The following is a 13,068-nucleotide window of genomic DNA, read 5'->3' as shown; positions in this document are numbered from 1 at the left end:
GATCCGCCCCGGGAGTGGAGAGAACCGGAAGGTGAAGCTCCACATCCTTCTGTGACCCGCGTTTTCGTCGAGCGACTGTTACTGAAATAGTTCCTCAGGATGTTCGCCATCCCTAGAATCCCTACGGGCCTGTTGAAGTCAGGTGCCGTACAGGGGGCACCTCGGGGGACAACTTTGTGGGGCATGGAGTGCCTGAACTCGTACTTGAACTGAACGGACAGACGTGGACCCTCGACCCGGCGCGCGCCTACCGCGTCGGCCGGGATCCGCAGGGGGACGTGGTGCTGGAGGACGCCAGGGTCTCCTGGCGGCACGCCAGCCTCCGGTGGGGCGGCCGGAGCTGGCTCCTCGAGGACGTCGGCAGCACCAACGGCTCGTACGTGGAGGGCCAGCGGGTCCACCAGATCGAGGTCGGCCCCGGCTCGGTCGTGTACCTCGGCAACGCCACCGACGGCCCGCAGTTGCGGCTCTCCGCGCCCGTCGGCGCCGTAGCCCCCGACGTGTACAGCGCCCAGACCGCCATGGCCCAGCCGCCGCCCGGCGCCCAGCAGGCCGCCCCGCTGCAGCAGGCGCCCGGCGCCTGGGGCGCCCCGCCGCAGGGACCTCCGCAGGGACCTCCGCCCCAGGGGCCGCCGGCCGGCATGCCGCCCCAGCAGCCGTACGTCCCGCAGCAGCACTCCGCGCCGCAGCGCCCGCCCGCCGGCGCGGGCCCCGGCGGCGGCCCGGTTGCCCCGTCGGTCTACGGCGACCGCAGCCCCACGACGTTCCACCAGCTCTCGCTGGGCCGCGTCACCCGCATAGGCCGGGCGCTGGAGAACGAGCTGGTCGTCTCCGACCTGCAGGTCTCGCGCCACCACGCGGAGTTCCGGTCCACGCCCGACGGCCGCTCCGAGATCGTCGACCTCGGCAGCCACAACGGCACGTACGTCAACGGTGAGCAACTGCCGCAGCGCGGCCGGCGGCCCATCGGCCCCGACGACATCATCGGCATCGGTCACTCCACCTTCCGGCTGGTCGGGGACCGGCTGGAGGAGTTCGTCGACACCGGTGAGGTCAGCTTCTCGGCCCGCCACCTGACCGTGAAGGTCGACGGCGGCAAGGTCATCCTGGACAACGTCTCCTTCGGCGTACCCGAGAAGAGCCTGGTCGCCGTCATCGGCCCGTCGGGATCCGGCAAGTCCACACTCCTCAAGGCGCTGACGGGCTACCGCCCCGCGGACGTCGGCGACGTCCTCTACGACAACCGGAACCTCTACAAGCAGTTCGCCGAGCTGCGCCACCGCATCGGCCTGGTGCCGCAGGACGACATCCTGCACACCCAGCTCACCGTCACCCGCGCCCTGCGCTACGCCGCCAAGCTCCGGTTCCCCGGCGACACCGCGGAGGCCGAGCGCGCCGCCCGCGTCGACGAGGTGCTGCGCGAACTGAAGCTCGACATCCACAAGGAGAAGCGGATCAGCTCGCTCTCCGGCGGCCAGCGCAAGCGCGTCTCGGTGGCCCTGGAGCTGCTCACCAAGCCGTCGCTGATCTTCCTCGACGAGCCGACCTCGGGCCTCGACCCGGGCATGGACCGCGACGTCATGCAGTTGCTGCGCGGCCTGGCCGACGACGGCCGTACGGTCCTGGTCGTCACCCACTCCGTCGCCGAACTCGCGCTCTGCGACCGGCTGCTGGTCATGGCGCCGGGCGGCGGCGTGGCGTACTTCGGCCCGCCCGAGGAGGCGCTGAACTTCTTCGGCTACGACAGCTGGGCCGACATCTTCTCCGCCTTCGAGAACTACCGCGAGTACGACTGGAAGGGCCGCTGGCAGGGCTCCCAGCACTACCAGATGTACGCGGCCGACATCGACGCCGTGGCCCCGCAGCCGGTCGCGATGCAGCCGCCGCAGTTGCTCCGGCCGTCCAAGCCGCAGGGCTGGGGGCCGCAGTTGTGGACGCTGATGAGACGGTACGTGTCCGTGCTCGCCTCCGACCGCTTCTTCGTCGCGCTCTCCATCGTGCTGCCGGTGGTGCTCGGCGGTGTCAGCGTCGCCATCCCGGCCGAGTTCGGGCTCGGCTACGGCACGCCGAAGATCCACCTGATCAACAGGGACGCGGGCACGATCATGCTCATCCTCGCGATCGGCGCCTGCTTCTCCGGCGCCGCGAACTCCGTGCGTGAGCTGATCAAGGAACGGGTGATCTACGAGCGGGAACGGGCCGTCGGTCTGTCACGCTCCGCGTACGTGACGTCCAAGGTGGTTGTCCTCGGCATCATCACCATCTTCCAGGGCGGGGTCATCAGCGCCATCGGCGTCCTCAGCCGGGACAAGCTGCCGGAGGAGGGAGTGATCCTCTCCGACCTGCCTGCGGTGGAGCTGACGATCAGCGTCACCGCGCTGGGTCTGACCTCGATGATGGTCGGTCTGATCATCTCCGCGCTGGTGAAGACCTCCGAGATGACCATGCCGCTGCTGGTGATGTTCGCCATCGTGCAGGTGGTCTTCACCGGCGTGCTCTTCCAACTGCACGGCACACCGGGCGTGGAGCAGCTCGCCTGGCTGATGCCGTCGCGCTGGGCCGTGGCCGCGATGGGCTCGACCGCCGACCTGAACGTGCTGCTGCCGTGGGACAGCGGCGAGACGGACACGCTGTGGGAGCACACGGCGGGCACGTACCTGTTCAACATCTTCGTGCTGATCGCGATGGGCGTGGTGTGCGGCTTCATCGTCGCCCGGCTGCTGCGCAAGCACGAGCCGGAGGTCATGCGCTGACCGCACCCCCGCACGGCCGACGGGCGGCACCCCTCGCAAGGGGTGCCGCCCGTCGCCGTATGTGCCGGGGCCGGCCGGGCCGGCAGTGCCGCCGGCTCAGTACCAGTTGTTGGCCTGCCAGAAGGACCAGGCGTCGCAGGCGCTGCCGTAGCGGTCCTTCATGTAGTCCAGGCCCCACTCGATCTGCGTCTTGGGGTTGGTGCGCCAGTCGGAGCCCGCGGTCGCCATCTTGGTCGCGGGCAGCGCCTGGACGAGGCCGTACGCGCCCGAGGACGCGTTCTGCGCGGTGTGGTCCCAGCTGCTCTCCCGCTCGACGATGTGGGAGAAGCACTCGAACTGCGCGTCACTCTTGATCATCTTGTTGGCGATGGCCCGCGACTTGGTCGGGGCTGCCTCGGGCGCCGCGGCGGTGGCGACGGGGGCGAAGGACAGGGCGGTCGTGGCGGCCGCCGAGCCCGCAAGGGCGGCGACGAGGGCCTTGCGGCCCCGGATACGGTGCATGTTCTCGCGCATCGTTCGCTGTGACCTCTCCACGCGACGTCTGGGGACTCCGACATTGTTAGAGGATCGGAAATTTCGATGCAAAGACCCCCATTACGACTCCGCCTCGTAGCCCAGGGCGGGCCTTTGGTCCCGCGCCCGACGACCCCGGACCGGCCGGATCCGGGCGGCCCGCCACTACTCCCGGTCGTAGGTGACATGGCTCTCGTGGCGCACCTCACATCCGGCGGCTCCCACGGGTCGGCACAGCGGCCTAGGACCGGGGTCTGACACCGGCCCGGTCCCCGGCTGGATCACGCGGACCGGCCCGGCGGGTAGCGTGAACACATGTCCACCCCCGCAGCCGGCCCGGCCGCCGGACTCGAAGCGGTCAGCCGCGCCCTGCTCGCCATGAGCCGGCAGGTGCAGGTCCGCGACGTGCTCCAGACGATCACGGCGTCCGCGCGCGAGCTGCTGCAGGCCGAGTACGCCGCCCTGGGCGTGCCGGACGACCACGGGGGCTTCGCCCAGTTCGTCGTCGACGGCGTCAGCGACGCGCAGTGGAAGGCCATCGGCCCGCTGCCCCGGCAGCACGGCATCCTCGCCGCGCTGCTGCGGGACGCCGAGCCGGTGCGCCTCGGCGACGTGCGCAAGGACCCCCGGTTCGGCGGCTGGCCCAGCGCCCACCCGCGGCTGCGGGACTTCGTCGGCGCCCCCATCGCCGACGGCGAGGAAGTCCTCGGCGCGCTCTTCCTCGCCAACAAGCAGTGCGAGCCGGACGACCCGCCGGGCCCCGACGGCTGCCGCTTCGGCGCCGAGGACGAGGCCCTGCTGCGCACCCTCGCCGACCACGCCGCCATCGCGCTGACCAACGCCCGCCTCTACGAGCGCAGCCGCGAGCTGACCATCGCCGGCGAACGCGCCCGTATCGCACACGAGCTGCACGACGCCGTCTCCCAGAAGCTCTTCTCGCTGCGCCTGACCGCGCAGGCCGCCGCCGCCCTGGTCGACCGCGACCCCGCGCGCGCCAAGGGCGAGCTGCAGCAGGTCGCGCGGCTCGCCGCGGACGCCGCCGACGAGCTGCGCGCCGCCGTCGTCGAGCTGCGCCCCGCGGCCCTGGACGACGACGGCCTCCTCGCCACCCTGGCGACCCAGGTGCAGGTGCTCGACAGGGCTCACCGCGCCCGCGTCACCTTCACCTCCGCCGAGGTACGCGCCCTGCCCGCGGCGCAGGAGGAGGCGCTGCTGCGGGTCGCGCAGGAGGCCCTGCACAACGCGCTGCGGCACGCCGACGCCGGGCTGGTCGAGGTCACCCTCACCCGGCACGGCCGCCGCGGCGCGCGGCTGCGGGTACGCGACGACGGCCGGGGCTTCGACCCGGAAACCGTCCGCTCCGCCGGCCGCCACCTGGGCCTGGTGTCCATGCGCGACCGCGCCGCCGGCGTCGGCGGCGCCCTGACCGTCCAGTCGGCGCCCGGGAAGGGCACCGTGATCGAGATGGAGGTGCCCGGTGGCTGAGGCGGGCGCAGAGCTGAGGACCCACGGCCCGGACGGGGCGGACGGCACGGACGTGCCCGGCCGGATCCGGGTGCTGCTGGTCGACGACCACCAGGTCGTACGGCGCGGGCTGCGCACCTTCCTGGAGGTGCAGGACGACATCGAGGTCGTCGGCGAGGCCGCGGACGGCGACGAGGGCGTGGCCCGTACCGCGGAGCTGGTGCCGGACGTGGTGCTGATGGACGTGAAGATGCCCGGCACCGACGGCATCGAGGCGCTGCGCCGCATCCGCGAGTCCGGCAGCGCGGCGCGCGTGCTGGTCATCACCAGCTTCACCGAGCAGCGCACGGTCGTCCCCGCGCTGCGCGCGGGCGCCGCGGGCTACGTCTACAAGGACGTCGACCCCGAGGCGCTGGCCAAGGCGATCCGCTCGGTGCACGCCGGGCACGTGCTGCTCCAGCCGGACGTCGCCGGGGCGCTGCTGGCCCCCGACGCCGGCGGCGGGCCGGCGCAGGGGCGGGGGACGACGCTGACCGAGCGGGAGCGCGAGGTGCTGGCGCTCATCGCGGACGGCCGCTCGAACCGGGAGATCGCCCGCGCGCTCGTGGTCTCGGAGAAGACCGTCAAGACGCACGTGTCGAACATCCTGATGAAGCTGGACCTCGCCGACCGGACGCAGGCCGCTCTCTGGGCCGTACGGCACGGTCTGAGCGGCTGAAACGCCACCCGGCGCGCCCCCCTCGCGCCGGCGCGACACCGCCTTCCTATCCGAGATTCATACTGTCGTGTAGATGTCGCCCGACCGGCGCAACCGCGCCGGACGCCCCGCGTTCTCCATGGCGTGCCGCGGCACCCGCCGCGGCCGACGCAAGGAGGAACTCATGAGGAACCTGAAGCGGGCGGCAGCCGTCACCCTCGCCGCGAGCGGCCTGGCCGTGGCGAGCGCGGGCATCGCCGCCGCACACGGCGGCGCAACCGCCAGCGGCCAGGCCCCCGGCTCGCCGGGCATCGGCTCCGGCAACCTGGTCCAGGCGCCGGTCCACGTGCCGGTGAACGCCTGCGGCACCACCGTCAGCGTCGTCGGCCTGCTGAACCCGGCATTCGGCAACCTCTGCCTGAACCGCTGACGACCCACGGTCAGCCGGCACCGGAACCGGCCCCCGGGCACCGCCAGGCGGGCCGGTCTGCACGCTCTTGACGTGCGGAGGGGCGCCGCCCATTGGGCTGAACGGTGGGCTCCGGACGCAGCGGCGTGTCCCACTGGACTCCTCGGCCGTTGCGCAGCATGCACCCCGAGCCCGGGGTGTGCGCAGCCAACAGGAGGAACGACTTTCCATGCATGCAGTGAAGAAGGCGGCCTGCGTCCTCGCCACCGCAGGTCTCGCGACCGGTGCCGGGGCGGGCGCGGCGGTCGCCGACTCCGGGGCCGGAGCCACGGCCGCGGGCTCACCCGGCATCATCTCGGGCAACGTGGCCCAGATCCCCGTGCACCTGCCGGTGAACCTCGTCGGTAACAACATCTCCGTGGTCGGCCTGCTGAACGCGCCGTTCGGCAACACCGGCATCAACGGCTGACGGAGCGCACCTTCTGTCGCGTACGCCCCCCACGGCCCGCCCGCGGGGGGCGTACGCGCCGCCGCACGCCCCCCGCGCCCGCGCACCTCACCCGCGCTCCAACTCCTCCACGAATGCGTTGTACGCCGCCACCCGCGCCCGCCGCGCCGTCCGCTCCAGCGGTCGCAGCGCCTCCCCGCGAGCCGCTATCTCCCCCGCGCTGACCGCCGCCCCGTGCCCCCCGCCCGGATCCCGCGCGATGTCCACCAGCGCCCCCACGCGCTGCGCCAGCTCCAGCACCCGCACCGCCCGCGGCGGATACCCCGGCGCCAGCACCTCGCGCCCCCGCTCCGCCCGCGCCCGGTACGCCGTCAGCGCCGCCTGGGCGGCCGGCCCCGAGCCCGCCACGTCCAGCCGCGCCAGCACCTCCGTGGCCTCCCGCATCGCCTCCGCCAGCTCCCGCTCCGCCTCACCCAGCGACGGCACGTCCGCCGGCGGTGCCTCCCGCACCGGCCGGCACCGCCACCGCAACCGGACCAGCTCGTCCCCCTCCGGCCCCACCGACCAGACCTCCGGCACCAGCCCCAGCGCCGGCCCGCCGGTCACCAGCACCGCCTCACCCGCGTCCAGCGCCAGCGCGTTGAACTCCGGCGGCCCGGCCAGCCCCAGCGGGTGCCCCGGCACCGGCAGCGCCACCCGCAGCCCCTTCGCGCCCAGCGCCCGCAGCCGCCCCAGCGCCATCGTCAGGCCCACCCCCTCGGACCACTCCGCTCCCTCGGCCGCCGCAGCGGACCGTTCCCCCGGCAGCCCCGTCACCCGGTGCCCGTCGTCGTCCGCGACGATGCGCTCCGCCGCCTCGTCGGGCGAGATGTGCCCGGATAGCAGGGCATTTCCCCAGGCCGCCAACCGGCCAGAACGTGGTTCTTCGAGCATGGCACCAGCCTACGGACAGGCTCCGACATCGCGTGGCGTAGGTTTGCCCTGGGGCGGTGTCGCAGGCGCGCACCGCGTACGAAGGACCGACACTGCAAGGGGAGACGGCACGCTCATGAGCGATGTACTGGAGCTGGTGGACGTATCGGTGGTCCGCGACGGCAGGGCTCTGGTCGAACAGGTCTCCTGGTCCGTCGCGGAGGGCGAGCGGTGGATCATCCTCGGCCCCAACGGCGCGGGCAAGACCACGCTGTTGAACATCGCCTCCAGCTATCTCTTCCCCTCCACGGGCACCGTCCAGATCCTCGGCGAGAAGCTCGGCAGCGTTGACGTCTTCGAGCTCCGCCCCCGCATCGGCATGGCCAGCGCCGCGCTCTCCGAGAAGCTGCCCAAACGCCAGACGGTCCTGCAGACCGTCCTCACCGCCGCCTACGGCATGACCGCCCACTGGCAGGAGAGCTACGAGGCCGTCGACGAGGAGCGCGCCAAGGCGTTCCTCGACCGCCTCGGCATGAGCGAGTTCCTGGAGCGCAGATTCGGCACCCTCTCCGAGGGCGAGCGCAAGCGCACCCAGATCGCCCGCGCCATGATGACCGACCCCGAGCTGCTCCTCCTCGACGAGCCGGCCGCAGGACTCGACCTCGGCGGTCGCGAGGACCTCGTACGCCGCCTCGGCCGGCTGGCCCGCGACCCGTACGCGCCCTCGATGATCATGGTGACGCACCACGTCGAGGAGATCCCCCCGGGGTTCACCCACGTGCTGATGATCCGGCAGGGCAAGGTGCTCGCCGCCGGACCCATCGAGACCGAGCTGAACTCCCGCAACCTCTCGCTCTGCTTCGGCCTGCCCCTCGTCCTCGACCACGCGGACGAGCGCTGGACCGCCAAGGGCCTGCCGATGTCCAAGGCGTAGCCGCCGCCTGGCCACCCGGCCCCACGGCAGACGTAGCCGAGGCGGCTACAGCCCCCGGGCATCTGTCCCGAATCCCTTGCCCCGCAATAGCATTGGACCCGTGGATGCATGGGTGTGGTGGCTGATCGCCGCCGTGGGCATGGGCATTCCTCTGGTGCTGACCGCCATGCCGGAGTTCGGCATGTTCTCGGTCGGCGCGGTCGCCGCCGCCGTGACGGCCGGACTGGGGGGCGGAATCACCGTACAAGTGATCGTCTTCGCGGTCGTCTCGACCGCCCTCATCGCCGCCGTACGGCCCGTGGCGCGCCGCCATCGCGGCCAGGGCGGGGCGGCCATGGGCGTGGACGCCCTCAAGGGCAGACAGGCGGTCGTGCTGGAACGGGTCGACGGCTCCGGGGGGCGCATCAAGCTCGCCGGCGAGGTGTGGAGCGCCCGGGCCCTCGACTCGGGCGAGGTTTACGAGCCCGGTCAGAAGGTCGATGTTGTGGACATCGACGGTGCAACCGCCGTCGTCATGTGACCGGAAGCGCCCGTACGGGCAAGGCCGTTCTGCCACACTCGGCGGCTGGGCCGCACAATTGGATCACTAACCGGGGAGCAGTATGCAGCCGATCATCATCGTCCTGATCATCCTGGTGGTGCTCGTCTTCATCGCACTCATCAAGACGATCCAGGTCATCCCGCAGGCCAGTGCGGCCATCGTGGAGCGCTTCGGCCGCTACACCCGCACCCTCAACGCCGGCCTCAACATCGTGGTGCCGTTCATCGACACCATCCGCAACCGTGTCGACCTGCGCGAGCAAGTCGTGCCGTTCCCACCGCAACCCGTGATCACCCAGGACAACCTGGTGGTGAACATCGACACCGTCATCTACTACCAGGTCACCGACGCCCGGGCCGCCACCTACGAGGTCGCCAGCTACATCCAGGCCATCGAACAGCTCACCGTCACCACCCTGCGCAACATCATCGGCGGCATGGACCTGGAACGCACCCTGACCTCCCGCGAGGAGATCAACGCCGCGCTGCGCGGCGTCCTCGACGAGGCCACCGGCCGCTGGGGCATCCGCGTCAACCGCGTCGAGCTGAAGGCCATCGAGCCGCCCACCTCCATCCAGGACTCGATGGAGAAGCAGATGCGCGCCGACCGTGACAAGCGCGCCGCGATCCTCACCGCGGAAGGCGTCCGGCAGTCCGAGATCCTCACCGCGGAGGGCGAGAAGCAGGCCGCGATCCTGCGCGCCGAGGGCGAGGCCAAGTCCGCGGCGCTGCGCGCCGAGGGCGAGGCGCAGGCCATCCGCACGGTCTTCGAGTCCATCCACGCCGGCGACCCGGACCAGAAGCTGCTGTCGTACCAGTACCTGCAGATGCTGCCGAAGATCGCCGAGGGCGACGCGAACAAGCTCTGGATCGTGCCCAGCGAGATCGGCGACGCCCTCAAGGGCCTCGGCGGCGCCCTGGGCAACTTCGGCCCGCCCTCGCCCACCGGCGGCGACGGCGGCGCCCCCAGGACGAGCACCCGCAAGGCGCCCACCTACCGCGAGCAGCCGCCGCTGGAGTAGGCGCCAGGCGGCGCACCCGCCCGCCGTACGACGCGAGCCCGCCCCCGGTCGTCACCACGACCGGGGGCGGGCTCTTGCTCCGTACGACTCTCCGTACGACCGACTCTCTGTGACGACACGGGCGGGGCGCTCACGCGCCGGAACTCAGGCGGGGACGCCCACCTCGCGGCCTTCCGGCAACGCCAGCCACTGCGGCAACTGCTCCTGCTCCCGCACCCCCAGCGCCAGCAGCAGCGCGTCCGCCGGCGTCGGCTCGAACGGCCGCCGCAGCAGCCGCATCCCCGCCTGCTCCGGCGTCCGGTCCGCCTTGCGGTGGTTGTCCGCGGCGCAGGACGCCACCGTGTTCAGCCAGGTGTCGCCACCGCCCAGCGAACGCGGCACGAGGTGGTCCACGGTCGTCGCGCGCCGGCCGCAGTACGCGCACCGGTGCCGGTCGCGTACCAGCACACCCCGCCGCGACCACGGCGCCCGTCTTCGGAACGGCACCCGCACGTACCGGCACAGCCGGATCACCTGGGGCACCGGAAGCTCCACGCTGGCCGCCCGCAGCCGCATACCGGACTGCGCCTGCTCGACGACCGCCTTGTCCTGCAGCACCAGCACCACCGCACGGCGGAGCGACACCGTCGACAACGGCTCGAAGCTCGCGTTGAGCACCAGCGTCTCGCGCATCCCGGTCACACCTCCCGGCTCCCCCTCACCGAGCGGCGAGGTGGGTCCACTGTGCCCGGGGAGACCGGCCGCGACAACGCAATTTCAGCCCGCCGCGGGCACCTCGTGCGTGCCGATGAGCTGCGCCCTCGCGAGGGTGTGGAAGCGGAGGTTGAAGCCCACGACGGCCGGCGTCACGTCCGCGTCGGGCCCCAGCTTCTCCTGGTCCACCGCGTACACCGTGAACACGTACCGGTGCTCACCGTCACCGGGCGGCGGGGCCGCGCCCGTGAAGTCGTGGGTCCCCGCGTCGTTACGCACGGTCACCGCCCCCTGCGGCAGCCCGGCCATGTCCCCCGTGCCCGCGCCCGCCGGCAGCTCCGTCACGGACGCCGGGATGTCGAACACCGACCAGTGCCAGAACCCGCTGCCGGTCGGCGCGTCCGGGTCGTAGCAGGTGACGGCGAAGCTCTTCGTCCCCTCCGGGAACCCCGACCAGCGCAACTGCGGCGAGGAATTGCCCTTCGCCCCGATCTGCGCGTCCGGCAGGGGGGCGCCTTCCTGCACGCCGTCGCTGGTGACGGTGAACGACGGCACTGCGGGATGGAAGTCGTGGGGCAGCGGCGGCCGGTTCTGCTCGGGCACGTGAGACACCTCCAGGTGACTGTGACACAAGGACACCGCGCGGCGGGTACGCGGGACACACGCGGAACGCGGAGCACCGGTACGCACGCCGCACGGCGGTCAGCCTAACGAGCCGCAGCCCGGGCGCCGCCGCCACACGACCGCGTGGCTCAGAACCAGTTGCGGCGCGACCCCACCTCGGAGATCCACTGGTTCAGGTACGCGCTCCAGTCGGTCTGCTGGAAGTCGGTCAGCCCCACCTGGAACATCCGGAACGAGTCACCGCCGTCGGTGAACAGCCCCGGCTTCTTGTCCATCTCCAGCACCACGTCCATCTGGTGCCCGTCGGCGAGGAACGTCAGCTCCACGGCCGTCAGCCCGCGGTACTGCTGCGGCGCGTAGAACTCGATCTCCTGGTAGAACGGCAGCCGCTGCCGCGTGTTGCGGATGTGCCCGCGCTCCAGGTCCGCGCTCTTGAAGCGGAAGCCCAGCCCGCCGAACGCGTCGAGGATCGCCTGCTGCGCCGGCAGCGGGTGCACGGAGATCGGGTCGAGGTCCAGCGAGTCCACCGCCCGGGCGATCTCCAGTTCGGTGGTCACGCCCACGTTCATCCCCGGCAGCCGCTGCCCCATGACGGACGTCACGGGCGTCTCCCACGGGACGTCCAGGCTGAACGACACGTTGTGCACGGCGTCCGGCTGGATCTCGAACGCGCCGCCGAGCCGCTGCCGGTGGAACTCGATGTCCTGCTTGTACTCGTTGTCGCCGCTCTCCACCTCCACGCGCGCCTGCAGCCCGACGGACAGCCCCTCCACCTCCTGGGCCACCGACCCGCCTTCGATGCGGACCTCGCCCTGCACGACGCCGCCGGGCACGACGTTGGCGTCGTGCAGCACCGTCTCCACCGACGCGCCGCCGGCCCCCAGGCTGGCGAAAAGCTTCTTAAACCCCATGTGCGGACTCTCCTGCTCCCCTGTAGGACTGCTCAACTACGCTCACCCGGCATGCCCCGTACTCCACTCGACCGCTCCTTCTTCCGTCGGCCCGTACTGGAGGTGGCGCCGGATCTGCTGGGCCGAACACTACTGCGCCGCACCGCTGCTGGGACGATCTCGCTGCGACTCACGGAGGTCGAGGCGTACGCGGGGGAGCAGGACCCCGGATCACATGCCTACCGGGGCCGCACGGACCGCAACGCCGTCATGTTCGGCCCGGCGGGGCACGTCTACGTCTACTTCACGTACGGCATGTGGCACTGCATGAACGTGGTCTGCGGCGAAGAGGGCGCCGCGAGCGCCGTCCTCCTGCGCGCGGGCGAGGTGACAGAGGGAACAGATCTGGCCCGCAAGCACCGACCCAAGGCCAGCAAGGACCGCGAGCTGGCCCAGGGCCCGGCCCGCCTGGCAACGGCACTCGACATCGACCGCACCCTCAACGGCACCGACGCCTGCACCCCGGGAACCCCCCTCGAACTCCTCACCGGCACCCCCGCGGACCACACCCGCATCCGCACCGGCCCCCGCACCGGCGTCGGCGGCGACGGTGCCCACCACCCGTGGCGCTTCTGGATCGCCGACGACCCGACGGTGAGCCCGTACCGCGCCCACACGCCACGACACCGCCCCAAGGCGGCCGGAGCTTGACGCGGCAGGGGCGGAGCCGTATCGTAGATAGAGCCGCAAATGGCCTGGTGTCTTGCACGCTCTGATGCGGACACCATCCTCCAGACGATGTTTCGTAAACCTGATTCCCTTTCGTTGCGCTTCGGCTGCAACTCCCGGGGCCCGGTTTTGTAGCGAAGCGAAGTCTTCGCTACAGTGGTGGAACACCGAAGGGAAACGCCCGGAGAAGCCCGGTGAGGGTTTTGAAGGTAGTGTCCGTTCTTTGAGAACTCAACAGTGTGCCAAGTAATTGATGCCAAGTGTTTGATGTAGTGACACAGCAGTAGCGAGGCAGACTCGTTCTGTAGTGCTGCATTCTTTTGTATGCATTTACGGAGAGTTTGATCCTGGCTCAGGACGAACGCTGGCGGCGTGCTTAACACATGCAAGTCGAACGATGATCCGGTTTCGGCCGGGGATTAGTGGCGAACGGGTGAGTA

Annotated in this window: 14 protein-coding genes and 1 rRNA gene; 10 read left to right on the top strand and 5 right to left on the bottom strand. The window is 71.4% G+C overall.

From position 1 onward, the window contains the following. The first annotated feature begins 188 nt into the window (after nt 1-188). Nucleotides 189-2,753, top strand: a complete 2,565-nt coding sequence (locus B124_RS07040; RefSeq protein WP_496501809.1) for an ABC transporter ATP-binding protein/permease — start codon at nt 189-191, stop codon at nt 2,751-2,753. Nucleotides 2,754-2,849: 96 nt separating this feature from the next. Here B124_RS07040 and B124_RS07035 read toward each other — a convergent pair whose 3' ends face one another. Further along, the gene (locus B124_RS07035) at nt 2,850-3,254 is read right to left on the bottom strand and encodes an aggregation-promoting factor C-terminal-like domain-containing protein (RefSeq protein WP_496502027.1); all 405 of its coding nucleotides are present in this window, start codon (nt 3,252-3,254) and stop codon (nt 2,850-2,852) included. Between the two features lie 327 nt (nt 3,255-3,581). Between B124_RS07035 and B124_RS07030 the strand changes: the two genes are divergently transcribed. The 4 genes from B124_RS07030 to B124_RS07015 all read left to right on the top strand — a co-directional run bounded on the left by B124_RS07030 (nt 3,582) and on the right by B124_RS07015 (nt 6,305). Continuing rightward, nucleotides 3,582-4,751, top strand: a complete 1,170-nt coding sequence (locus tag B124_RS07030; protein ID WP_496501808.1) for a GAF domain-containing sensor histidine kinase — start codon at nt 3,582-3,584, stop codon at nt 4,749-4,751. Between the two features lie 52 nt (nt 4,752-4,803). Then, a complete protein-coding gene (locus B124_RS07025) occupies nt 4,804-5,448 on the top strand; it encodes a response regulator (RefSeq protein ID WP_496502026.1) in 645 nt (214 codons plus the stop codon). A 163-nt stretch (nt 5,449-5,611) separates the two neighbouring features. After that, nucleotides 5,612-5,857: a chaplin gene (locus tag B124_RS07020; protein WP_496501807.1), complete on the top strand. Its 246-nt coding sequence runs from the start codon at nt 5,612-5,614 to the stop codon at nt 5,855-5,857. Nucleotides 5,858-6,065: 208 nt separating this feature from the next. Further along, entirely contained in the window at nt 6,066-6,305 is a 240-nt protein-coding gene (locus B124_RS07015) for a chaplin (RefSeq protein WP_496501806.1), read from the top strand. 87 nt (nt 6,306-6,392) lie between these two features. Here B124_RS07015 and B124_RS07010 read toward each other — a convergent pair whose 3' ends face one another. Further along, complete coding sequence (locus B124_RS07010; RefSeq protein ID WP_496501805.1) at nt 6,393-7,217, bottom strand: Rv1486c family protein; 825 nt, start codon at nt 7,215-7,217, stop codon at nt 6,393-6,395. A gap of 115 nt (nt 7,218-7,332) precedes the next feature. Between B124_RS07010 and B124_RS07005 the strand changes: the two genes are divergently transcribed. From B124_RS07005 to B124_RS06995, 3 genes are all read left to right on the top strand, one after another. Beyond that, nucleotides 7,333-8,130 (top strand): ABC transporter ATP-binding protein, encoded by a 798-nt coding sequence (locus B124_RS07005; RefSeq protein WP_496501804.1) that lies wholly within the window; start codon nt 7,333-7,335, stop codon nt 8,128-8,130. Between the two features lie 139 nt (nt 8,131-8,269). Beyond that, entirely contained in the window at nt 8,270-8,650 is a 381-nt protein-coding gene (locus B124_RS07000; RefSeq protein ID WP_496502025.1) for an NfeD family protein, read from the top strand. 82 nt (nt 8,651-8,732) lie between these two features. After that, complete coding sequence (locus B124_RS06995; protein ID WP_496501803.1) at nt 8,733-9,692, top strand: SPFH domain-containing protein; 960 nt, start codon at nt 8,733-8,735, stop codon at nt 9,690-9,692. A gap of 144 nt (nt 9,693-9,836) precedes the next feature. On the opposite strand, the gene B124_RS06990 is transcribed toward B124_RS06995, so the two are convergent. The 3 genes from B124_RS06990 to B124_RS06980 form a co-directional block, all read right to left on the bottom strand. Further along, a complete protein-coding gene (locus B124_RS06990) occupies nt 9,837-10,364 on the bottom strand; it encodes an HNH endonuclease (RefSeq protein ID WP_496501802.1) in 528 nt (175 codons plus the stop codon). 84 nt (nt 10,365-10,448) lie between these two features. Then, nucleotides 10,449-10,988 (bottom strand): YbhB/YbcL family Raf kinase inhibitor-like protein, encoded by a 540-nt coding sequence (locus B124_RS06985; protein WP_496501801.1) that lies wholly within the window; start codon nt 10,986-10,988, stop codon nt 10,449-10,451. Between the two features lie 149 nt (nt 10,989-11,137). After that, on the bottom strand, nt 11,138-11,920 hold the full coding sequence (locus tag B124_RS06980) for a sporulation protein (protein ID WP_496501800.1): 783 nt from the start codon (nt 11,918-11,920) through the stop codon (nt 11,138-11,140). A gap of 51 nt (nt 11,921-11,971) precedes the next feature. Here B124_RS06980 and B124_RS06975 point away from each other — a divergent pair, with 51 nt between their 5' ends. Next, the gene (locus B124_RS06975) at nt 11,972-12,610 is read left to right on the top strand and encodes a DNA-3-methyladenine glycosylase (protein ID WP_496501799.1); all 639 of its coding nucleotides are present in this window, start codon (nt 11,972-11,974) and stop codon (nt 12,608-12,610) included. A 347-nt stretch (nt 12,611-12,957) separates the two neighbouring features. Then, nucleotides 12,958-13,068, top strand: a 16S ribosomal RNA gene (locus B124_RS06970); the annotation flags it as partial.

The sequence above is a fragment of the Streptomyces sp. CNP082 genome (assembly GCF_059570535.1).
The sequence above is the reverse complement of the archived record's forward strand: the minus strand, read 5'-3'. Positions and strand labels throughout refer to the sequence as shown.

Bases quoted from the DNA above. Each gene is read 5' to 3' on its own strand.
- B124_RS07035 (WP_496502027.1), bottom strand. From the start codon at position 3,254: ATGCACCGTATCCGGGGCCGCAAGGCCCTCGTCGCCGCCCTTGCGGGC.
- B124_RS07030 (WP_496501808.1), top strand. From the start codon at position 3,582: ATGTCCACCCCCGCAGCCGGCCCGGCCGCCGGACTCGAAGCGGTCAGC.
- B124_RS07020 (WP_496501807.1), top strand. From the start codon at position 5,612: ATGAGGAACCTGAAGCGGGCGGCAGCCGTCACCCTCGCCGCGAGCGGC.
- B124_RS07015 (WP_496501806.1), top strand. From the start codon at position 6,066: ATGCATGCAGTGAAGAAGGCGGCCTGCGTCCTCGCCACCGCAGGTCTC.
- B124_RS07010 (WP_496501805.1), bottom strand. From the start codon at position 7,217: ATGCTCGAAGAACCACGTTCTGGCCGGTTGGCGGCCTGGGGAAATGCC.
- B124_RS07005 (WP_496501804.1), top strand. From the start codon at position 7,333: ATGAGCGATGTACTGGAGCTGGTGGACGTATCGGTGGTCCGCGACGGC.
- B124_RS07000 (WP_496502025.1), top strand. From the start codon at position 8,270: ATGGGCATTCCTCTGGTGCTGACCGCCATGCCGGAGTTCGGCATGTTC.
- B124_RS06995 (WP_496501803.1), top strand. From the start codon at position 8,733: ATGCAGCCGATCATCATCGTCCTGATCATCCTGGTGGTGCTCGTCTTC.
- B124_RS06990 (WP_496501802.1), bottom strand. From the start codon at position 10,364: ATGCGCGAGACGCTGGTGCTCAACGCGAGCTTCGAGCCGTTGTCGACG.
- B124_RS06980 (WP_496501800.1), bottom strand. From the start codon at position 11,920: ATGGGGTTTAAGAAGCTTTTCGCCAGCCTGGGGGCCGGCGGCGCGTCG.
- B124_RS06975 (WP_496501799.1), top strand. From the start codon at position 11,972: ATGCCCCGTACTCCACTCGACCGCTCCTTCTTCCGTCGGCCCGTACTG.